The sequence below is a fragment of the Streptomyces sp. NPDC058051 genome (genome assembly GCF_042885475.1).
In the GTDB taxonomy this organism is placed as follows: Bacteria; Actinomycetota; Actinomycetes; order Streptomycetales; family Streptomycetaceae; genus Streptomyces.
Genome location: NZ_JBHVRW010000016.1, coordinates 67261 through 85347, shown reverse-complemented (window position 1 = coordinate 85347; position 18087 = coordinate 67261). Strand labels below are relative to the sequence as shown.

Genomic DNA, 18087 nt, shown 5'->3' with positions numbered 1-18087 from the left:
CAGCAGGTGAAAGGGCGTGCGACGGTGTTCAACTTCTTCGAGGAACTCTTCGCGCCGGGCCGTAAGCACGCCGCCGAGGAGCAGAAGCGGCTGGAGCTGACCCGGGTGGACCTGGGCGTCGGAGACCCGGGGCGCGGACCGATAGACCTGGCCTCCGGAAAGGTGATCGTCAAGGCGTCGGGTACCGGCAGCGGTCCCGGCACGGACGGTGGAACGGCACCGGAGCACACGGCCGCACCGGAGGCGGACTCCGGCGCCGTACCGGAACCGGAACACGTGACCGCACCGGAGACGGACGGTGCACCGGCACCGGAGCGGACGGCCGCACCGGAGACGGGCTCCGGCGCCGTACGGGATTCCGACGACGACATCGCCGCTCCGGACGAGGGCACCGGCATCCGGGAGAACATCCCGGAAGAGGCCCCCGGGTCACCGGCCGCGGACGCACCGGGGCCCCGTCCGTAAGGCGGCCGCAAACGCCCGCGGCCGGGCACCCGGAGCTGCGGAGGGCGAGGACGGCCGAGGGCGGCCGGACAGCGGCTCAGTGCCGTCAGGGCGTGTTGCGGGCCGGGTACAGGCGGAGCCGGTGGGCCAGCGCCGCCGCCTCACCGCGGCTGGAGACGCCGAGCTTGGCAAGGATGTTGGAGACGTGCACGCTCGCGGTCTTGGGTGAGATGAAGAGCTCCTCGGCGATCCTGCGGTTGGTGTGACCCGCCGCGACCAGCCGGTGCACGTCCTGTTCGCGTCGCGTCAGCCCGAAGGACTCCACCGCCGCGGCTGCCGCCTCGCGCAGGTGTTCCTCGGTCTGTTCGCCGTCCGTCGCCCCGTCGGTGGCGCCGTCCCGGTCGGGGACCGTGACGGCGGTCGGTATCTCGTGAGCGATGCCGTCGGCCGGGGGCCCGTCGGGGACGGTGAGGGTGATACGGGCGCGGCCGGCCAGCAGCTCGATCATCTCGGTCAGCGGGCGTGCGCCCAGTTGCCCGGCGGTGCGGTGGGCCTCGCGCAGCAGAGTGGTGGCCGCGGACCGGTCGCCGGAGGCGATGAGCAGGGCCTCGGCCCAGCGATGGCGGATCTGCGCCAGTTCGTACGGACGCTGAAGGGGGGCGAAGGCGGCGGCGGCGCGGGACCAGTGGTCGGGGGTGTCGAGGCCCTCGGCCCGAGCCAGTTCGGCGTCGACCAGAACCCCGTAGGCGGCCCAGACGGGGACGAGCATCGGCAGCCGCTTCAGATGGGTCCGGATGCCCGCGAGGATCGCCGGCCTGCCGGGGTCGGCGGCGGGCAGCCCCCGGGCGTCGGCCTCGGCGGCGGCGGCGACGTGGAGCAGGGGCAGGGCGTATCGCTGGGTGCCGGGCGGGAAGCCCTCCTCCGAGCGGGCCTCGAACGCTGCCCGCGCCTCGGCGAGCCGACCCTGCTGCACGGCGAGGATCATGGCATGGCGCACCGGCGGGATGAGGTGCTGGGGCTGCGGGTCGCGGGAGCCGAAACCGCGCCGGGTCAGATCGAGTTGGATCTCGGCCTCGGCCAGGTCCCCCTGAGCGAGAGCCAGTTCGGTACGGCGTGCGGCGACGAGCCCCTGCGCCTTGCTGGACTGGGCGACGCGGGCCGCCGCGTCGGTGGTCGCCCGGCTCTCGTTCCAGTGCCCGAGGGAGAAGAGCGAGGTCGCCTGATTGCAGCGGACCCATGCCTCCCTGTCGACCATGCCGTGGCTGCGGCTGATCTCGATGCCGTGGTCCGCGGCGGCCACGGCCTCCAGCGAGCGGCCCATGGATTCGAGCGTGGAGGGGAGGTTGACGCCGGTCCGGCCCATGATGTCGACCAGGTGCAGTTCGTCGGCGCGGTCGCGGACCGCGTACATCTCGGCGATGCCGTCGTCGACACTGCCCGCGTCGGCCGTGAGCCAGCCGCGGGTGAGCCTGGCGTGCAGTTCGATGTGCTCGTCGCCGACGAGCCGGGCGTACTCCACGGCCCGGTCGGCGGCGTGCAGCGTCTCGGCGCCCGGGCGGTGCAGGGCGCCCCATCCCGCCACGCTCATCAGGACATCGGCGTGCACGGCTGACGGTGGCAGCCCGCGAACGAGCTCCTGGGCGTTGGCCAGTTCCTGCCATCCGTCGCCCCGGGCGAGGTCCTGCATCAGCCGGGAGCGCTGCACCCAGAACCAGGCGGCGCGCAGCGGGTCGTCCTCGCCGTCCAGGACGCGCACGGCCTTCTTGGCGATGGCCAGGGCCCGTTCGCGTTCGCCGCCGGACCGGGCGGCGACGGTGGCCTCCGCCATCAGGTCGAGACAGCTCAGAGGGGTGGCGTCGGGATCGCAGCCGCAGGCGGGGTAGCTCTCGGCGTAGTCGATGGGGCGCAGGGTGCGGCGCACACCGTCGGGGGTGTCGTCCCACAGCTCCATCGCCCGTTCCAGCAGCCGGAGCTGTTCGGTGAAGGCGTAGCGGCGGCGGGCCTCGACCGAGGCCTTCAGAATGGCGGGCAGGGCCTTGGACGCGTCGTGTGCGCCGTACCAGTAGCTGGCGAGCCGGGTGGCGCGTTCGCCGGCGCGGACGAGCGTGGGATCGCGTTCCAGGGCTTCCGCGTAGCGCCGGTTGAGGCGGGAGCGCTCGCCCGGCAGCAGATCGTCGCTCACCGCTTCGCGGACCAGGGAGTGCCGGAAGCGGTAGCCGTTGCCTTCCGGCGTGGTGAGCAGCAGGTTGGCTCCGACAGCCGCCCGCAGTGCCTCGATCAGCTCGTCCTCGGCGAGCCCGACGACGGCGGCCAGCAGGTCGTACTCGACGGTGGAGCCGCCTTCGGCGACGATCCGGGCGATCCTCTGGGCATCGTCCGGGAGCGCTTCGACGCGGACGAGCAGCAGGTCGCGCAGGGAGTCGGAGAGCCGGGAGTGGTCGCCGTCCTCCAGGCTGCAGGCGAGTTCCTCGACGAAGAAGGCGTTGCCGTCGGAGCGGTCGAAGATCTCGTCGACCAGGGCGGGTTCGGGGGTGGTGGCGAGGATGCCGGTGAGCTGGCGGCGGACCTCGGCGCGGTTGAAGCGGGCCAGTTCGATCCGGCGGACGGTCCGGAGCCGGTCCAGCTCGGCGAGGAGAGGGCGCAGGGGGTGGCGGCGGTGGATGTCGTCGGAGCGGTAGGTGCCGATCACGACGAGGCGGCCGGTGCGCACGGTGCGGAAGAGGTAGGCGAGGAGGTGGCGGGTGGAGGCGTCGGCCCAGTGCAGGTCCTCCAGGACGAGGACGATCGCGCGCTGCGCGGAGATGCGCTCCAGGAGTCGGGCGGTCAGCTCGAAGAGGCGGGCGGTGCTGTGCTCGTCGGCCGCGTCCCGGTCGGCCTCGCCGAGTTCGGGGAGCAGCCGGGCCAGCTCGCCCTCCTGCCCGGCGCAGGCCGCGGCCATCTCGTCGGGCAGGGTGCGCAGCAGGGCGCGCAGGGCGGTGGAGAACGGGGCGTAGGGCAGGCCGTCGGCGCCCACCTCCACGCAGCCGCCGACGGCGACGACGGCCTCGCGGCGGGCCGCCGCCGCGAGGAACTCCTCGACCAGCCGGGTCTTGCCGACGCCCGCCTCGCCGCCGATGAGCAGCGCCTGTGGCTCGCCTCCGGGGTGACCGGGGAGGCCGGTGTCCTCCGCGGCGGCGCGGGTCAGCGCGTCGACGAGCTTCGCGAATTCACCTGCGCGGCCGACGAACACCGGACTGACGGACCTGGTCTCCACGTCGCCGAGCATCGCACACGGGTCCGACAGCCCGGGCCCCGGAATCGGGTCGTTCTGCATCGTCCGGCCGTCACATGGCTGCTAGGCGGCGTGGGCGAACCGGTTCCGGTCCGTACTCACCGGCCCCTCGTCGTTCGTGCCCCCGGAATCACGGGCGGCCCTGCGCTCGGCCCGGCGGGCGCGGCGGACCTTCCCGGCGAGGCGTTCCCGCTCGGCCCTGCGCAGCAGTTCGGTCTCGTTCAGCTTGTGGATCTCCAGCGCGTACATGTGCTTCTCCCGGAGGACGAAGGCCCTTGAGGGCCTGGGGGGCGGCAGTGCTTCTGCCGTGCCCCCACTGTCGTCTCCCAGGAGGTGTCGCCACATCGGGCAAGTGCCGCATCTTCGCGGGTCAAAGGGCCTTAGCCGGGTACGTGGACCGCCGTATACGGGCCGTGGCCGTCGGGGCGGATGCCTTACTGATCGGTTCAGAATGAGTCGGTCCGCCGGCTTGGCAGTTGAGGGGGGTGTCGGCAGGATCTGCCGGGTGTCTGCTGATCCTGTGCCTGATGACCTGTGGGAACGCACAGCCCCGTTGCTGCCTCCTCGTCCGCCTCGGCGGCATCGGTATCCCGGGCGGTTGCCGGTGGACGAGGGCGGCGCCCTGACGGAGCTGCTCAGGCGGGAGCTGCCGAGGCGCTGCCGATGGCGCCGCACGGGAGCGGTGTGCGGCGCCGGACGGTGGCCGCTAGAAGCGGGCGATGGTGTAACGGTCGACCACTGACTCGTCGAGCTCGATGCCGAGACCGGGGCCGGTGGGGACGGTCAGGGCGCCTTCGTGGAACTCGGGCGGATTGACCAGGATGTTCTCGCGGATGGGGTTGGGCAGCCGGTTGTATTCGTAGGTGCGCAGGTTGGGGGTGGCCGCGCACAGGTGCAGGGCCGCGGCCAGGCTGACGCCGGAGCCGACGCCGTGCGGGGCGATGTCGACGTGGAAGGCGGAGGCGAGGGCCGCGATCCGGGTGGCCTCGGTGATGCCGCCGCATCGGGCCACGTTGGGCATGAAGACGTCGATGGCTTGGTGCAGCAGTGAGTCGCGCAGGTCGAACCGGGTGAAGTGGGTCTCGCCGTTGACGATCGTCAGACCGGTACGGCGGCGCAGCTCGGCCAGGTTGCGCAGGTCGTCGACCTGGAGGGGCTCCTCGTACCAGTTGATGTCCAGGTCGCGCAGGACCCGGCCGACGCGGGTGGCCTCGTCGAGGTCGTAGGCGCAGTTGACGTCGGTGAGGATGTCGATGTCCGGGCCGACGGCCTCACGCACGGCAGTGAGGTGGGCGTGGTCGGTGCGTTCGCCGCGGCCGATCTTCACCTTGAGGGCGCGGAATCCCTTGCTGACGTAGTCCAGTGCTTGGCGGGCTGAGTCCTCGGGATCGCCGTGCAGGGCGACCGGGCTGGCGTAGCAGTCGATGCGTTCGCGGACCGGCCCGCCGAGCAGCCGGTGTACAGGCTGCCCGGCGACCTTGCCCCGCAGGTCCCACAGCGCGAGGTCGATGCCGGCCAGCGCCTCCAGGTAGAACCCGCGGTTGTGGCCGCCGGCCGCCTGTCCCTTGAAGAGCCGGTCCCAGACCGCCGTGGTGGCGAGCGCGTCCTGCCCCACCAGCAGCGGCGCCAGGACCGTGGCGACCACGGTGGCGGTGACCTGGGGAGAGGGCAGGCCGTAGCACTCGCCGATGCCGACGCTGCCGTCCTCGGCATGCACCTTGACGAGCGTCGCGTACTGGCCGTGGCGCGGCAGAACGCGGTGACTGGAGGCAGGGAAACGCAGCCAGTCGGGGACGTCGTCGGGCGAGTCGTACAGGTCGGCGAAGCTGGCGGACAGGGCCAGCGCCTCGACCTTGGTGATGAGAAGAGGGGTATTGCTCACGTCGTACTCCACTGGGTTGGTACGGGCCACGGTGCGGTACCGGCTCAGGCGGGGATGGCCCCGTATTCCTTGGGCGCGCTGTGCGCCGTCTCCTTGCCCGCGAACACGGCGATCAACGTCACGATGCAGCCGGCGATGACGTACAGCGCGACGGGGGTGATGGAGTGGCTGGACGCCTGCAGCGCCGTGCCGATGAAGGGGGCGGTGCCGCCGAAGAGCGCACCGCCGATCTCACGGCCGGCACTGACGCCGCTGAAACGGACGCGGGCGTCGAACTGCTCGGCGACCAGCGCGGCCTGGGGCCCGAAGACCATGTCCTTGCAGATCGGGATGGCCAGCACCATGGCCAGGTAGATCAGCGGGGTGCTCCTGGTCTCCAGCAGGGAGAAGAAGGGGAAGGCGTAGGCGACCGTGCACACCAGACCGATGGTGACCATCATGCGGCGGCCGATCTTGTCGGACATCCAGCCCCAGAACGGGATGGCGACGATCTCCAGGGCTGAGGCGAGGGCGATGGCCCACAGCATGGTCGACCTCGGCAGGTGCAGGGTGCCGGTGGCGTAGGCGAGGGCGAAGGCCTGGATCAGGTAGCCCCAGACGAACCCGGAGACAGTGATGCCCATGGTGCGCAGGATCGCGCCCGGCTGCTTCTTCAGGGCGACGAGGAGTGGAAAACGCTCCCTCTGACCATGGTCCTCCAGCTCGGCGAAGACCGGCGTCTCGTCGATGCCCTTGCGGACCCACAGGCCGAAGAGCACCAGCACCGCGCTGATCAGGAACGGCACGCGCCAGCCCCAGCTGTTGAACGAGCTGTCAGGCAGCAAGGAGACCAGACCGAAGACGGCGCTGGCGAGGACGAAGCCCGCGCCGGTGCCCATGGCGGGAACAGCGCCGTACAGGCCCCTCTTGCCCGGTGGGGCGTTCTCCACCGTCAGCAGCGTGGCGCCGGCGAACTCGCCGCCCACGGCGATGCCCTGGCAGACGCGCAGGACGATCAGCAGGACGGGAGCCCACACGCCGATCGACGCGTGGGTGGGCAGGACGCCGACCAGGGCGGTGGCAAGGCCCATGCCGACCATGGTGATCAGCAGGACGGTCTTGCGTCCTATGCGGTCGCCGAGGTGGCCGAAGAGGATGCCGCCGATCGGGCGGGCGGCGAAACCGACGGCGAACGTGGCGAAGGAGGCCAGCGTGCCGCCGGTGGAGGACGAACCGAAGAACAACGGGCCGAACACCAGCGCCGAGGCCAGGCCGTAGAGGTTGAAGTCGTACCACTCCATGACCGTGCCGACGGTGCTCGCCACCATCGTGCGGCGGCCGGCCTTGGCGCGCCGCGGGTCCATCTCGTTGTCTTCGGTAACCACGACTGTGGTCATGAGGGTCTCCACCTTTGAACAGAGGACGGGCGAGAGGAAGGTATTCGATATACGAAATGAACGCCAGCCTTCCGGAGAAGAAAGTCTGACGATCCTCTCTGTAAGTTGCGCTGCTACACGGAGTGCTGAGTGGATTCCGGGCGGAACGGCCGCGCGGCCGGTGCCGACCACGGCGTGCGGCATGTCAGTACCGCTCCGGCCAGCGGGTCCGGACACTCCAAGCGGTGACGTGCCGTGCTCACGTACATGCGGCCGTGCCCGAAGGCCACGCTGCTGGGGTTGGGCGTCGGCAGGCGCAGGCGCGCCGACACGCTGCCGTCCGGAGCGTAGCGGCGCACTTCCGCGCCGCCCCAGAGCGCGACCCACAGATGGCCCGCACTGTCCACGATCATGCCGTCGGGACGCCCCTCGGCCGACTCGAACCGCGCGAACGTCTCGTGTGCGCCGAGGGCGCCGGTGTCCGGATCGACGGTGAACCTCCTGATGATCCGCTCGGCGCTGTCGGCCAGGTACATACAGCTGCCACAGACGCTGAAGGCGGGACCGTTGGGAACGGTGAGACCGCACAGCACGTGGTGGACACGGCGGTCCGGATCGACCCGGTACAGGCTGCCGACCGTGCCGGTGCCCGTGCGGGCCATGCTCGTGGCCCAGAAGCGCCCGGCCGGGTCGCAGGCGGCGTCGTTCATCCGCATGGGGACCGCGGCGCTCTCCTCCGGCCGGGCCAGCCACTGAAGAATCCGTCCGCGCAGGGCGAGGGCGATGCCCGGACCCGCGGCCACGATCCAGTCGCCGGGGGAGCCCGCGAGGGGTGCCGCCGCCCCCAGCGGCATGTCGAGGCGAAGCAGCCGCTCGGCGGCTTTGCCGGCCCGGTCGGGACAGCGGTACAGCGCACCGCGCAGGAGGTCGACGAAGAACATGGTGTCGTCGTACAGGCGCAGCCCCTCCGCCAGTTGGTAGCGCCCCGGGGTCCACGCCTGCCATTCGGCGTCGGTGTCGAGGGGTGGCCGGCCCCGGTCCGGTGGTGGCTGCGCCTGCATGCCGTGACCCAGGGGGGTGCGGGCGGTGTGGGATCTGCCGTCGCGTTCCGTGCTCATCCGCGGTCACCTTCCATTTCCATGAAAGTCACCTGATGGTGCCGCCTGGCGCGACGGACAACAGGTCCAGCTCCTCACGTGTCGGCGAGCCTTCCCAGTCACCGCGGGAGGCGACCGCGAAGGCACCGGTCGCGACGGCTCGTGCCAGCCGGGCCTGCACCGGCTCGCCGTCGAGAAGGCCGGACAGGTAACCCGCGACGAACGCGTCGCCCGCTCCGACCGTGTCGCGGACCCGGACCGGCAGGGCCGGAAGGGACGTCGAGCCGCCGGCGTGGAACACCTCGGCGCCGTCGGCCCCGCGCTTGATCACCACTTCGTTCACGCCCCTCTCGAAAAGGGACTCCACGCGGGCGCGTTCCGTCGTCGCCCGCTCGTCCGCCACCAGGGACAGCTCGTCGTCGGAGGCGATGAGGATGTCGGTGTACCGGGCCAGCGGACGCAACGCCGATGCGGCCTCGCCGGGCGGCCACAGTCGGCTGCGGTAGTTCACGTCCACGCAGACGAGAGCCCCGCGACCCGCCGCGCGCTGTACGGCTTCTGTGACGGCCCCCCTGGGACCGGGGCCAAGGGCCGCCGTGACGCCGGAGACGTGCACGAGTCGGGCGCCGTCATTGAGCGCTTCGCGCAGATGGACGGCGGACAGAGTGCTGCCGGCGGAACCCGTGCGGTAGTAGGTCACCCGGACCAGGTCGGCGATGCGGGGCTCGAACACCACCAGGCCCGTGGGGCCGGCGTCGGTGGTGCCGGCAAAGGAGACATCGACGTTCTCCGCGCGCAGGGTCCGCAGCACCAGGCGCCCGAACTCGTCGTTGCCGGTCAGCCCGGCCCATCGGGCCGAGTGGCCGAGCCGGGCCAGGCCGATGGCCACGTTCGACTCCGCGCCCGCCACGGACAGGTTCAGGCTGCCACCCAGCTGCAGCGGCTGACCTGCCCGGAGGGCGGCCATGGTCTCTCCGAAAGTCAGCACGTCAATCATCGGGACGTCACCTCTCGAAAGCGCGCCGCACGTTCGGCGAGCGCGTCGAGCGACCCGCCGCGAGCCGCGTCACCGACGAGCGGACCGCCGACCCCGACGGCCAGGGCGCCGGCGGCCAGGTAGTCCCGGGCGGCCTCCGCGTCCACGCCGCCCACGGGTACGAACGGGATGTCGGGGAAGGGATCGCGCAGGGCCTTGAAGTACAGCGGTCCGCCGACGGAGGCGGGGAACAGCTTGACGGCACTCGCGCCCTCGCCCACCGCCGCGGCGACCTCCGTAGGGGTGAAGGCACCGGCGAACACGGGCAGATCCAGGGCCCGGCACTCCGCGACGGCAGCGGTGACACCCGGTGTGACCCCGAAGCAGGCGCCGGCCTGCGCAGCCGAACGGGCTTGCCGCGCCGTCAAGAGGGTTCCGGCGCCCAGCAGGGCGTCCGGGCCGAGCGCGGCTCGTGCCTTCTCGATGACGGTGAGCGCGTCGGTGCTGGTCAGGGACACCTCGACGAGGTCAACCCCGGAACGGAACAGGGTGAGCACCGTGTCGAGCGCGGCTTGCGTGTCGGTTCCGCGCACGATGGCCAGCAGTCTTTGCCTGCCGAGTTTGCTGAGGAGCTGCGGGGTCGGCATGGGCGCCTCCTGGTGCCGTTGCTGTTATTTAGTAGATCGTATACCTTTCTTTCGATCCTTCAACCCCGGCCCCGGGACCGACCCCGAGGCGTCACTGCCGCAGAACAGGTGGTCGTTTCCGAATGAGCAGAACAGCGTTGATCACTGGTGCCGCGGGCGGCATCGGCCGCGCGGTCGCGAGCCGCTTCGTCGCAGACGGCTTCCGCGTGGTGGGTGCCGACCTCCATGACCCGAAACTGAACGGTGTCTTCCCCTGCCGTGCCGACGTGACGTGCGCGCAGGATGTGCGAGAACTCGTCCGCGGTGTGATCACCGACCACGGCGGCATCGACGTCCTGGTCACCTGTGCGGGACTGACCGAGGGGACGGCCCTCCATCACACCAGCGAGGAGGAATGGCACAGAGTCCTCAAAGCCAACCTCACGTCCGTTTTCCTGTGTGTGCGAGAGGTGCTGCCATCGATGATCTCGGCCGGCGGCGGCCGCGTCGTCATGATCGGTTCGGTGCTGCACCGCACGGCGGCTCCCGGGCTTCCGGCCTACGCGGCCGCCAAGGCGGCACTGGCCGCCCTCGGCCGGCAGCTCACCGTCGACTACGGGCGCCACGGCATTTCTTTCGTGACCGTCTCGCCGGGCTGGGTACGCACCCCGGCCACGGAGTCGCGCCTGGGCTCGGGCGACGACGAGGCGAGATTGCGCGAGTCCAACCCCATGCGCCTGCTCGGCACCCCGGAGCAGGTCGCCGCCGCGGTCGCCTACGCCGCGTCCGAAGAGGCGGCACTGCTCGCCGGCTCGGAGCTGGTGCTCGATGCGGGCGCCTCATCCGTCAGCGCTGCCAGTCTGCTGCGTGACGAGCACCGGGAGCACATGGGGCTGCCGCCTCTTCACCAGGGCTGAGGAATCCGGCTTCGAACCCGGCAGGAGGGAACTCGCCCCGTGCCGGTCCTCAGGTGTGATCGGCCACCTCGTGGCCGGCCTGCGAAATGGTGTGTGCCTGGGCGGCGGTGGCCGCTGCCGCGGGATCTTCGCGGCGCAGGGCGTCCATGATGGCGTCGTGCTCCTCGATGATGACGGACCAGTTCTGGGTGTCCTGCGGAGCCGCAATGCGGTAGCGGCGAATGGTCAGCAGCAGTTGCTCGGTCAACTCCGCCAGGATGCGGTAGCCACTGGCCTCGGCCAGGACCCCGTGGAACTCGGAGTTGAGCCGCTGCAGCTCGTCGGTGTCCCCGGTGCGCAGGGCGGCCCGCATCTCGTCCTGCACGCCCTGCAGATCGGACAGGAGCCGGTCGTCGCTCCTCTCGGCGGCCAGCCTGGCGACCAGCCCGTCGATCGCCTCGCGAGCCAGGAACACCCCGCGCATCTCGGTCTTGTCGACATGGGCCACGACCACACCGGAGTGGACGCGTGAGGTGACCAGCCCCTCGGACTCCAGCCGCTTGATGGCTTCGCGGATCGGGATCTTGCTCACCCCCAGGTTCCGGGCCACCTCGTCCATGTTGATGCGCTCGCCCGGGCGCACGTAGCCGGAGACAATGGCGTCGCGCAGGCTGTCGTACGCCAGGTCGGCTTTGCTCTTCACCTCGGGGAGCCGGGTGGCCCAGGTCTTCTCTGCCATTCGTCCATCGTATGCGATATTCGTTCCAGTTCGGAGGCGCTTTCCGGCCCTCCCGGACCCGCACTCCTGCCTCCGTCCGACGGTCTTCCAGGCGCGGTTGCACGCCACGATCCGCCCCTGCCGGAGGGCAGCCGGAGGAGCCGACGGGCCGGCTGCCCGGTCTTCTCGGGTGCATGGTGGCCGGCCTCCCGTCCGGGTGCCGGACCGACCGACGCCACATGCCGTGGCCGTGACCCCGAGCGAGAGGCCGCCCCGCGGAACGGGACGGCCTCTCGGACGGTGGCGTGGTTGGAGCGGGGCGTACTCACCGCTGCCGCTCACTCAGGTGGCGGAGCCGGCGGTCGGCAGGGCGACGATGAGGTCGAAGTACATGCCGACAGAGATCAGCAGGCCGAGGACGCCGAGCGCGATACCCGCTGCCGCGACGGCGCGCACCCAGCCGGGCTGCGGCTGCGCGGACGGTGCGCCGAAGGCCGGACGGACCAGGGCGAAGATGCCGACCAGCAGGGCGAGCAGCGCGAAGAGACCGTTGACCAGCGCGGTGGAGTGCCAGGCATCGCCGTAGATCTCGGAGATCTGCTGGGCCGCGGTGCCGCCGCCCGAGGTCTTGATCTGGCCGATCAGGGTCTCGCGCTCGGCGATGACCTTGCCGGTCCAGGATCCCGTGAGGGCGACGACACCGAGCCCTGCGGCGGCCACGGCCGCGGCGGCCGGTACCAGGCCGGACGGCCCGGTGTCGGAGTCCTCGTCGTCGAGGTCGGTCAGGTCGGAGTCCTCGCCGTCAAGGTCCGTGAGGTCGACATCCTGGACGTGGGAACCGGCGTCGCCGGGGGCCTCGGATCCGGGGTCCTGGCCGGGATCCGCAGCGGCACCCGCCTTGCTGCCGTCCGCCGCCGCGCGCTCTCCTTCGGCTCCGTCCGCCCCCTTGTCGAGGGTGCCGGCCGCGTCCTCGGTGGTGTTCTCGTCGGCCGTGGCCGCCTCGCCGTCGAGCACGGCGGGGCCGGTGGGGTTCTTGGAGGTTCCAGGGTTCATGTCCCGCACGCTAGGCGGCCCGGATGAGAACCCTCTTAACGTCCGCCCGGCCCCGGCGGGCGCCCGCCGGGGCCGGGCCTGATTGCGCAGGGGGTCAGCCGGCCGTGTCGAACGAGTCCTGGAGCCGCGGGATGTAATCGGCCAGCGCGGGGGCCCAGCAGCCGTAGTTGTGGCCGCCGTCACAGGTGGGCGCCAGCGCCGACCCGTCACCGTAGTCGACGAGGCGGCTGGGGAGTCCGAGCCGGTCCAGCCGGGCCTTGACGTTCCGGGCGGCGATCTGGGTGAAGTGGTCGATCAGGCCCTGGTCACCGGTGTAGAGCGTGACGTCGGCACCGGCGAGCTCGGCCAGGTTGGTCGTGGCGGCGGGGTCGACCGCCTTCCAGACCCGGTCCGCGTCCAGCACCGGGTAGGGGGAGCCGAAGATCGCGTCGCTGTCGACGGTGGGGCCGTAACCGGTGCACTGGCCGGTCCCGGACGGGGTGGAGGTGCTCACGGCGCACCAGGCGCCCGTGACGTTGAGTTCCGTGGCCAGGACCGCGCCGCGGACCTCCGCCATGCCGAAGTCGATGCCGCCGGACAGCGAGGCGACATGGCCGAAGAGGTCGGGGCGGGCCTCGCCGTAGTGCAGGGCGCCGAACCCGCCCATCGACAGTCCGACGACGGCCCGGTGGCCCTTGTCGGCGATGGTGCGCAGGTTCGCGTCGATGAAGGGGACGACCTGCTCCAGGTGGAAGGTCTCCCAGTTCGCCGCGCCCTCAGCGGTGTTCTGCATGACCCAGTCGGCGAACCAGCCCTTCAGGCCGGCGTCCGGCACGACGGTGATCATCGCGTCCGAGCGCAGCGCCGGGGCAGCCGCGGCGTCGTTCACGGTTCCGCCTCCGCCGTGCAGGAAGTACGTCACCGGCCAGCGCTTCCCGGGGTCGGCGCGGTAGCCGCTGGGCAGGAAGACGCGGATCTTGTGCTGCCCCGCCACCTGCCGGGTGGTCACGGTGATCGTGAAGTCGGTGTCCGAGCGCACTTCGGTGCCCCCGGCGACCTGGGTCAGGCCGAATCCGTCGGACAGCACCGGCGGGGCGGGGTCCTCGGCGTGCGCGAGCGGGGCCGCGAGTGTCGCGGTCACGGTCAGCACGGCGGCGGCGACAGCCGTCCGCGTCCGCCAGGCGGTCAGCAGCGTTCTCATCGGGTGTCCTCTCCGAGAGCGGGCGGCTCTCGCGGTGGGTGAAGAGCCTTGCCGGGTGGCCGGGCCGCGTATCGGCCCGGCCACCCGGAGCGCCCGTCCGGTCGCAGCTCTCGGAGCGCCCGTCCGGTCGCAGTCCTCAGAGCGCGCAGAACGCGTCCGTCATGGCCGTGCCCGTGTGGGCCTGTCCCTGAGTTCCGGCGAGCATATGGAACTCGTTGTTCGCGTGCAGTGCCTGCTCGGTGCCGTCCTCGCTGGTGATCCACTCGCTGAAGTAGCCGAGCACGGCGCCGTTGTGCCCCCAGGCCCACTTCCCGCAGGACAGCTTCACGTGTTCGATGCCCAGCCCGTAGCCGGCGTCGGCGGTCACCGGGACAGTGGTCTTGAGCTCGGTCATCTGCGCAGGCTCCAGGAGTTGTCCGGTGAGCAGCGCCCGGGAGAAGGTGGCCAGGTCGTCCATGGTCGACACCATGGCACCGGCGCTCCCGCTGACCTGCACGTTGGAGACCGTGGCGTCGTCGATGAGGATCGCCCGGAGTACGTAGCCGTGGAGGTAGTTGCCGTAGAGCACGGGATCGGCGGTGGGGAAGCTGGTGTCGCTCAGACCGAGCGGCTCGATGATGCGCTGCTGGACCTCCGCGGCCGGTTCCGAGCCGGTGACAGCCTTGATCACCATGCCGGCGAGCACGTAGTTGGTGTTGGAGTAGGCGAACTTCTCCCCCGGCGCGGAGGTCGGCGCCCGCAGGCCGAGGCCGACGTTGACCAGGGTCTGCGGCGGCAGGACCTCCCTGGGGTTGATGTTGAGGTAGTACGGCCCGTTGATCTGCACGGCGCTGAGGTAGTCGGGCAGGCCCGAGGTGTGGTTGAGCAGCTGACGGATCGTGATCTCCGAGCCGTCGTAGCCGTTGGCGGCGACCGCCCCCGGCAGCCATCGGGCGACGGTGTCGTCCAGCGAGAGCTTCCCCTCGCCCTCCAGCTGGAGCAGCACGGTGGAGATGAACGCCTTGGTGTTGCTGCCGATCCGGAACGTCGCCTTCGGGTCCGCGGGTACGTTCGTCGCGCGGTTGCCCACACCCGCGTGGACGTACTGGGTGGTGTCGCCCTTCCGGACCATGCCGATCACGCCCGGGTATCCGTCGGCGACCCCCTGCTGGGCGCCGGCCTGCAGGATGTCGGCGGGGGTCTGGGCATCGGTGGCCGGGGCGGCGGCCGAGGAGTCGGCAGCCGGGGCAGCGGCGGTCGCCGGGCCGACGCCGGTCATCAGCAGGCAGGCGGCGGTGGCCACCGGCAGCAGCCAGCGCCGGTGCCCGCGCGCCGGCGAGGGGCGCCCGGCCGCGCCACGGGCGTACGGGGTCAACGGAACGGTCGCACCGGCTGTTCCGAATTCGTCGAACATGCTCATTTTATTTCCTGTCCCTTTCGGTCGGTTGGTCATTCCGGCTACGTGATGGGATTCCGGCCGCGCCTCAGCGTCGACACGCGACCGCGATGATCAGCAACAGGACGATGATTCCCGCCGCTTGAAAACATCCGAGGCCGCCGTCCGGATTTTTCCGATTGGTTTCCACATGGCCGCCTGCGGGAATTTCGGGGTGTTGCTTGGTGTAGTGCTCCAACTGGCGCCGCGCACCCTCGGATTCCGCAAGCCACGGCGTCTTGAATCCGCATTCGCCGCACCAGAACCGGTAGGCCATGTCCACTCCTCATGAGTCGTTGCAGGAGAAAGCCATGAGAGGCGATCACGTCCGACGCCGGAGCCGGCCCGGCCCTGCGGTCCGCGGCGGCCGGCCGGTGGTTCCCCGCCGGCCGGCCGCGGACGCCTTCTGCTTCTCGAATGCCCGGCGGGGTGCGCCGCCCCGTGTCGGCGCACCTGCCGGACACCACCGATCGTGGCGTTCGCGCCATTGCCCGAACAGGACAGGCGACCGGTCATTTATGACCGGTCGTCACCGGTAGGGTCATCGGCGACCGCGCCCGGTGGTGGAGGGATGTCGAAGTGGCGGATCAGCTCGGCACGTTGTTGCGTCGGCTGCGGAATCGATCGGGACTGACGCAGGAGCAACTGGAGGCACGGTCCGGGGTGAGCGTGCGTACGATCCGCAGACTGGAGAACGGCAGAACCGGCGATCACCGGCTGGGGACGGTGAACCTGCTGGCGGACGCGCTGGAGGCCGGGCCCGAGGACCGTCAGCGGCTCGCGGCCACGCTCGCGAGGTCGACGGGCGAGCCGGATGCCGCGGCCGCCGAACCGTCCGACGGCCCCGCGGCACCGGATCACGAACCGGCGCACGAGCCCGTTCCCGGACCCGGACCCGAATCCACGCCCGTCGCAGTTCCCGCGCAGAACTCCGGCCCGAAACCCCGCCCTGCCTCCGTCCCGTCACCGGTTCATGGCGAACTCATCACCGCCGCGACAGAATTGGCGAGGGAAATCAGGCGCCGCTGGCAGCGCGAGGAGGAACACCGGCGCGTCCACGATCCCTTTCCGCTTCCCGTGCGCTGGAAGGACGCACCCGAATCCCTGACGGATCATTCGGAGAACATTCAGCGCCTGCCGCCGGGAGCGACGTCGGAACGAATGGATCTGAGCGGCGATCTGGGCAGTGTGGCCGAGGTCTACCGGCGCATCCTGTCCGGGCGGCTGGTGGTTCTCGGCCGGGCGGGCTCCGGAAAATCGATCCTGACGATCAGGTTCGCCCTGGACCGGCTGGAGGCCCGGGAGGCGCACGACCGGGTACCGGTGATCTTCAGTCTCGGGTCCTGGGATCCCACGGCCGTCGCGCTGCGGGACTGGCTGATCGACCGGCTGGTGCGCGACCACCCGCATCTCACCCGCAGAGCCCCGGGCGGGTCGACGCTGGCCTCCGCCCTGGTCGACGCAGATCTCTTACTGCCGGTCCTGGACGGGTTCGACGAGCTCGCGGAAGGTCTGCGGAGTACGGCCCTTGAGGTACTCAACTCCACCTCGCTCCCACTCGTCCTGACCAGCCGCCGCGGCGAGTTCGCCGAGGCCGTCCAGGAGGCGGGTGCCCCGCTGGTCTGGGCCGCCGGTCTCGAACTCACCGATCTCACCCTCGACGACCTCGCCGCCTATCTGCCCAGGACGGCCCGGCCGGTCCCCCGCGGCGACGGCGGCAGCGGGGCGGTGTGGAACCCCGTCCTGGACCGGCTGCGTGCTCAGGAGGACGGCGCGGGCACACCCCTGGCCAGGGTTCTGAGCACTCCGCTCATGATCATCCTGGCGCGGACGATGTACAGCGAGGCACCCGACAGGAATCCGGCCGAACTGCTGGACGCCGAGCGGTTCCCGGACGAGAACTCGCTCGAAGAGCATCTGCTGGCGGGTTTCGTCCCGACGGTCTACCGGCGCCGCGTCGCCGAGCGGAGCGCCGCCGGCCGCCGGGAGCGGCACCGCGATCCGGAGCGCGCCGAGCGCTGGCTCGGCTATCTCGCTCACCATCTGGCCCGGCTCGACCTCGACCAGCAGGACCTCGCGTGGTGGCGGATCGGTGATTCGCTGCGGCTGTCCACCCGCCTCCTGTCGGTGGTGGTGTCCTCGGCGCTCTGCGTCGCCCTCGCCGAGTGGTTCGTCAACCTGGTCAACCTGCCGTTCCCGGTCGGCGAGGCCCTCCTGCTGGGGGGTTCGATGGGGGCGACCGCGGGTCTCGCCTTCGGGTGCGTCCACGCGATCCTGGCCCGGTTCGGCACCACGGCCTTCGAACCGGCCCATGTGCGGCTGCGGCTGCCCGGCGCGGGCACCGGCGTCGGCCGCAGACCGGTCCGTACGTTCGTCGCCCGGTTCGCCACCGTTCTGCTGGGCGGATTCGTGATGGGGGTCGGATGCGCCTGTGCCCTCGCCCTCCAGCGCTGGCTGTTCTACGGAATTCCGCTCGCGAACGAGCAGGTGGTCAAGGGCACGCTCATCAACATGCTGGTCCTCGGGCTGATCTTCGGGGCGGGCGCCGGACTCGTCTTCGGAATCATGGCCGCGCTCGAAGCGCCGCTGGACGTCGCCTCCGCGGCCACCCCGGCCGGTCTGCTGGCCTCGAACCGCGCAACGGTGGTCCGGCAGGTTCTCGTACTGGTGCCGATGCTCACCCTGGCGATCGCGGTCGGCGGGCATCTGATCACCGGCCTGCTCGACGGCGTCCTCGGACCACTGGTCTGGAGCGCGGCGGACGGGCTGGTCATCGGCGCCATCGGCGGGCTCGGCGGCACGTGCTCGTACGCGCTCTCGTTCACCGCCTGGGGGCGGTGGCTGGTCCTGTCGCGGGTCTGGCTGCCGCTGACCGGCAAGCTGCCCTGGGACACGGTGGCCTTCCTGGACGACGCCTACCGCCGGGGCGTCCTGCGCCAGACCGGCGCGGTGTACCAGTTCCGCCACATCCGGCTCCAGCACCACCTGGCCCGGTCGTACCGCGAGCACCAGAGCACGTACACACCGGCCAGGTTCGGCCCCGGGGCGTAGCAGGCGTGGAGGGCCGGGAGGGCGCAGGGGCGCGGCGCCCCGGCCGGCGGTACGCCGCGCCCGCCCGGTCTCAGCCCTTCCGCGCCCGCCCGGTCTCAGTCCATCCGCGCTCGCCCGGTCTCAG

General features: G+C 71.3%; 15 protein-coding genes. 3 read left to right on the top strand and 12 right to left on the bottom strand.

Going from position 1 to position 18087, the window contains the following annotated elements:
- Window positions 1–24: 24 nt before the first annotated feature.
- A complete protein-coding gene (locus ACFVUT_RS24130) occupies window positions 25–465 on the top strand; it encodes a DUF6191 domain-containing protein (RefSeq protein WP_389656929.1) in 441 nt (146 codons plus the stop codon).
- A gap of 85 nt (window positions 466–550) precedes the next feature.
- Here the strand turns inward: ACFVUT_RS24130 and ACFVUT_RS24125 are convergent, their stop codons facing one another.
- The 7 genes from ACFVUT_RS24125 to ACFVUT_RS24095 form a co-directional block, all read right to left on the bottom strand.
- On the bottom strand, window positions 551–3709 hold the full coding sequence (locus ACFVUT_RS24125) for an AAA family ATPase (RefSeq protein ID WP_389656982.1): 3159 nt from the start codon (window positions 3707–3709) through the stop codon (window positions 551–553).
- A gap of 69 nt (window positions 3710–3778) precedes the next feature.
- Window positions 3779–3964: a hypothetical protein gene (locus ACFVUT_RS24120; protein WP_389656925.1), complete on the bottom strand. Its 186-nt coding sequence runs from the start codon at window positions 3962–3964 to the stop codon at window positions 3779–3781.
- A gap of 457 nt (window positions 3965–4421) precedes the next feature.
- Window positions 4422–5597 carry a mandelate racemase/muconate lactonizing enzyme family protein gene (locus tag ACFVUT_RS24115; protein WP_389656922.1) on the bottom strand — a complete coding sequence of 392 codons (1176 nt, stop codon included), beginning with the start codon at window positions 5595–5597 and terminating at the stop codon, window positions 4422–4424.
- 44 nt (window positions 5598–5641) lie between these two features.
- Window positions 5642–6973 (bottom strand): MFS transporter, encoded by a 1332-nt coding sequence (locus tag ACFVUT_RS24110; RefSeq protein WP_389656919.1) that lies wholly within the window; start codon window positions 6971–6973, stop codon window positions 5642–5644.
- Between the two features lie 113 nt (window positions 6974–7086).
- Window positions 7087–8070: an SMP-30/gluconolactonase/LRE family protein gene (locus ACFVUT_RS24105; protein ID WP_389656916.1), complete on the bottom strand. Its 984-nt coding sequence runs from the start codon at window positions 8068–8070 to the stop codon at window positions 7087–7089.
- Between the two features lie 28 nt (window positions 8071–8098).
- Window positions 8099–9046, bottom strand: a complete 948-nt coding sequence (locus ACFVUT_RS24100) for a sugar kinase (RefSeq protein WP_389656913.1) — start codon at window positions 9044–9046, stop codon at window positions 8099–8101.
- Window positions 9043–9672 carry a bifunctional 4-hydroxy-2-oxoglutarate aldolase/2-dehydro-3-deoxy-phosphogluconate aldolase gene (locus ACFVUT_RS24095; RefSeq protein ID WP_389656910.1) on the bottom strand — a complete coding sequence of 210 codons (630 nt, stop codon included), beginning with the start codon at window positions 9670–9672 and terminating at the stop codon, window positions 9043–9045. The genes ACFVUT_RS24100 and ACFVUT_RS24095 overlap by 4 nt, the downstream gene beginning before the upstream one ends.
- Window positions 9673–9794: 122 nt before the next feature.
- Here ACFVUT_RS24095 and ACFVUT_RS24090 point away from each other — a divergent pair, with 122 nt between their 5' ends.
- Window positions 9795–10568: an SDR family NAD(P)-dependent oxidoreductase gene (locus ACFVUT_RS24090; RefSeq protein WP_389656907.1), complete on the top strand. Its 774-nt coding sequence runs from the start codon at window positions 9795–9797 to the stop codon at window positions 10566–10568.
- A gap of 49 nt (window positions 10569–10617) precedes the next feature.
- On the opposite strand, the gene ACFVUT_RS24085 is transcribed toward ACFVUT_RS24090, so the two are convergent.
- The 5 genes from ACFVUT_RS24085 to ACFVUT_RS24065 all read right to left on the bottom strand — a co-directional run bounded on the left by ACFVUT_RS24085 (window position 10618) and on the right by ACFVUT_RS24065 (window position 15189).
- On the bottom strand, window positions 10618–11286 hold the full coding sequence (locus tag ACFVUT_RS24085; protein WP_389656904.1) for a GntR family transcriptional regulator: 669 nt from the start codon (window positions 11284–11286) through the stop codon (window positions 10618–10620).
- A gap of 321 nt (window positions 11287–11607) precedes the next feature.
- Complete coding sequence (locus tag ACFVUT_RS24080) at window positions 11608–12318, bottom strand: hypothetical protein (protein WP_389656901.1); 711 nt, start codon at window positions 12316–12318, stop codon at window positions 11608–11610.
- A 94-nt stretch (window positions 12319–12412) separates the two neighbouring features.
- A complete protein-coding gene (locus ACFVUT_RS24075) occupies window positions 12413–13498 on the bottom strand; it encodes an alpha/beta hydrolase (RefSeq protein WP_389656898.1) in 1086 nt (361 codons plus the stop codon).
- A 136-nt stretch (window positions 13499–13634) separates the two neighbouring features.
- Window positions 13635–14897 (bottom strand): serine hydrolase domain-containing protein, encoded by a 1263-nt coding sequence (locus tag ACFVUT_RS24070; protein WP_389656895.1) that lies wholly within the window; start codon window positions 14895–14897, stop codon window positions 13635–13637.
- A 64-nt stretch (window positions 14898–14961) separates the two neighbouring features.
- Window positions 14962–15189, bottom strand: a complete 228-nt coding sequence (locus ACFVUT_RS24065) for a hypothetical protein (protein WP_389656892.1) — start codon at window positions 15187–15189, stop codon at window positions 14962–14964.
- Window positions 15190–15491: 302 nt separating this feature from the next.
- Here ACFVUT_RS24065 and ACFVUT_RS24060 point away from each other — a divergent pair, with 302 nt between their 5' ends.
- Window positions 15492–17963 carry a helix-turn-helix domain-containing protein gene (locus ACFVUT_RS24060; protein WP_389656889.1) on the top strand — a complete coding sequence of 824 codons (2472 nt, stop codon included), beginning with the start codon at window positions 15492–15494 and terminating at the stop codon, window positions 17961–17963.
- Window positions 17964–18087: the final 124 nt, after the last annotated feature.

What these genes read in the sequence shown, in the direction of transcription:
- ACFVUT_RS24125 (WP_389656982.1), bottom strand. Translation starts at nt 3,709, where the DNA reads ATGCTCGGCGACGTGGAGACCAGGTCCGTCAGTCCGGTGTTCGTCGGC.
- ACFVUT_RS24120 (WP_389656925.1), bottom strand. Translation starts at nt 3,964, where the DNA reads ATGTACGCGCTGGAGATCCACAAGCTGAACGAGACCGAACTGCTGCGC.
- ACFVUT_RS24110 (WP_389656919.1), bottom strand. Translation starts at nt 6,973, where the DNA reads ATGACCACAGTCGTGGTTACCGAAGACAACGAGATGGACCCGCGGCGC.
- ACFVUT_RS24105 (WP_389656916.1), bottom strand. Translation starts at nt 8,070, where the DNA reads ATGAGCACGGAACGCGACGGCAGATCCCACACCGCCCGCACCCCCCTG.
- ACFVUT_RS24100 (WP_389656913.1), bottom strand. Translation starts at nt 9,046, where the DNA reads ATGATTGACGTGCTGACTTTCGGAGAGACCATGGCCGCCCTCCGGGCA.
- ACFVUT_RS24095 (WP_389656910.1), bottom strand. Translation starts at nt 9,672, where the DNA reads ATGCCGACCCCGCAGCTCCTCAGCAAACTCGGCAGGCAAAGACTGCTG.
- ACFVUT_RS24090 (WP_389656907.1), top strand. Translation starts at nt 9,795, where the DNA reads ATGAGCAGAACAGCGTTGATCACTGGTGCCGCGGGCGGCATCGGCCGC.
- ACFVUT_RS24085 (WP_389656904.1), bottom strand. Translation starts at nt 11,286, where the DNA reads ATGGCAGAGAAGACCTGGGCCACCCGGCTCCCCGAGGTGAAGAGCAAA.
- ACFVUT_RS24080 (WP_389656901.1), bottom strand. Translation starts at nt 12,318, where the DNA reads ATGAACCCTGGAACCTCCAAGAACCCCACCGGCCCCGCCGTGCTCGAC.
- ACFVUT_RS24075 (WP_389656898.1), bottom strand. Translation starts at nt 13,498, where the DNA reads ATGAGAACGCTGCTGACCGCCTGGCGGACGCGGACGGCTGTCGCCGCC.
- ACFVUT_RS24070 (WP_389656895.1), bottom strand. Translation starts at nt 14,897, where the DNA reads ATGAGCATGTTCGACGAATTCGGAACAGCCGGTGCGACCGTTCCGTTG.
- ACFVUT_RS24065 (WP_389656892.1), bottom strand. Translation starts at nt 15,189, where the DNA reads ATGGCCTACCGGTTCTGGTGCGGCGAATGCGGATTCAAGACGCCGTGG.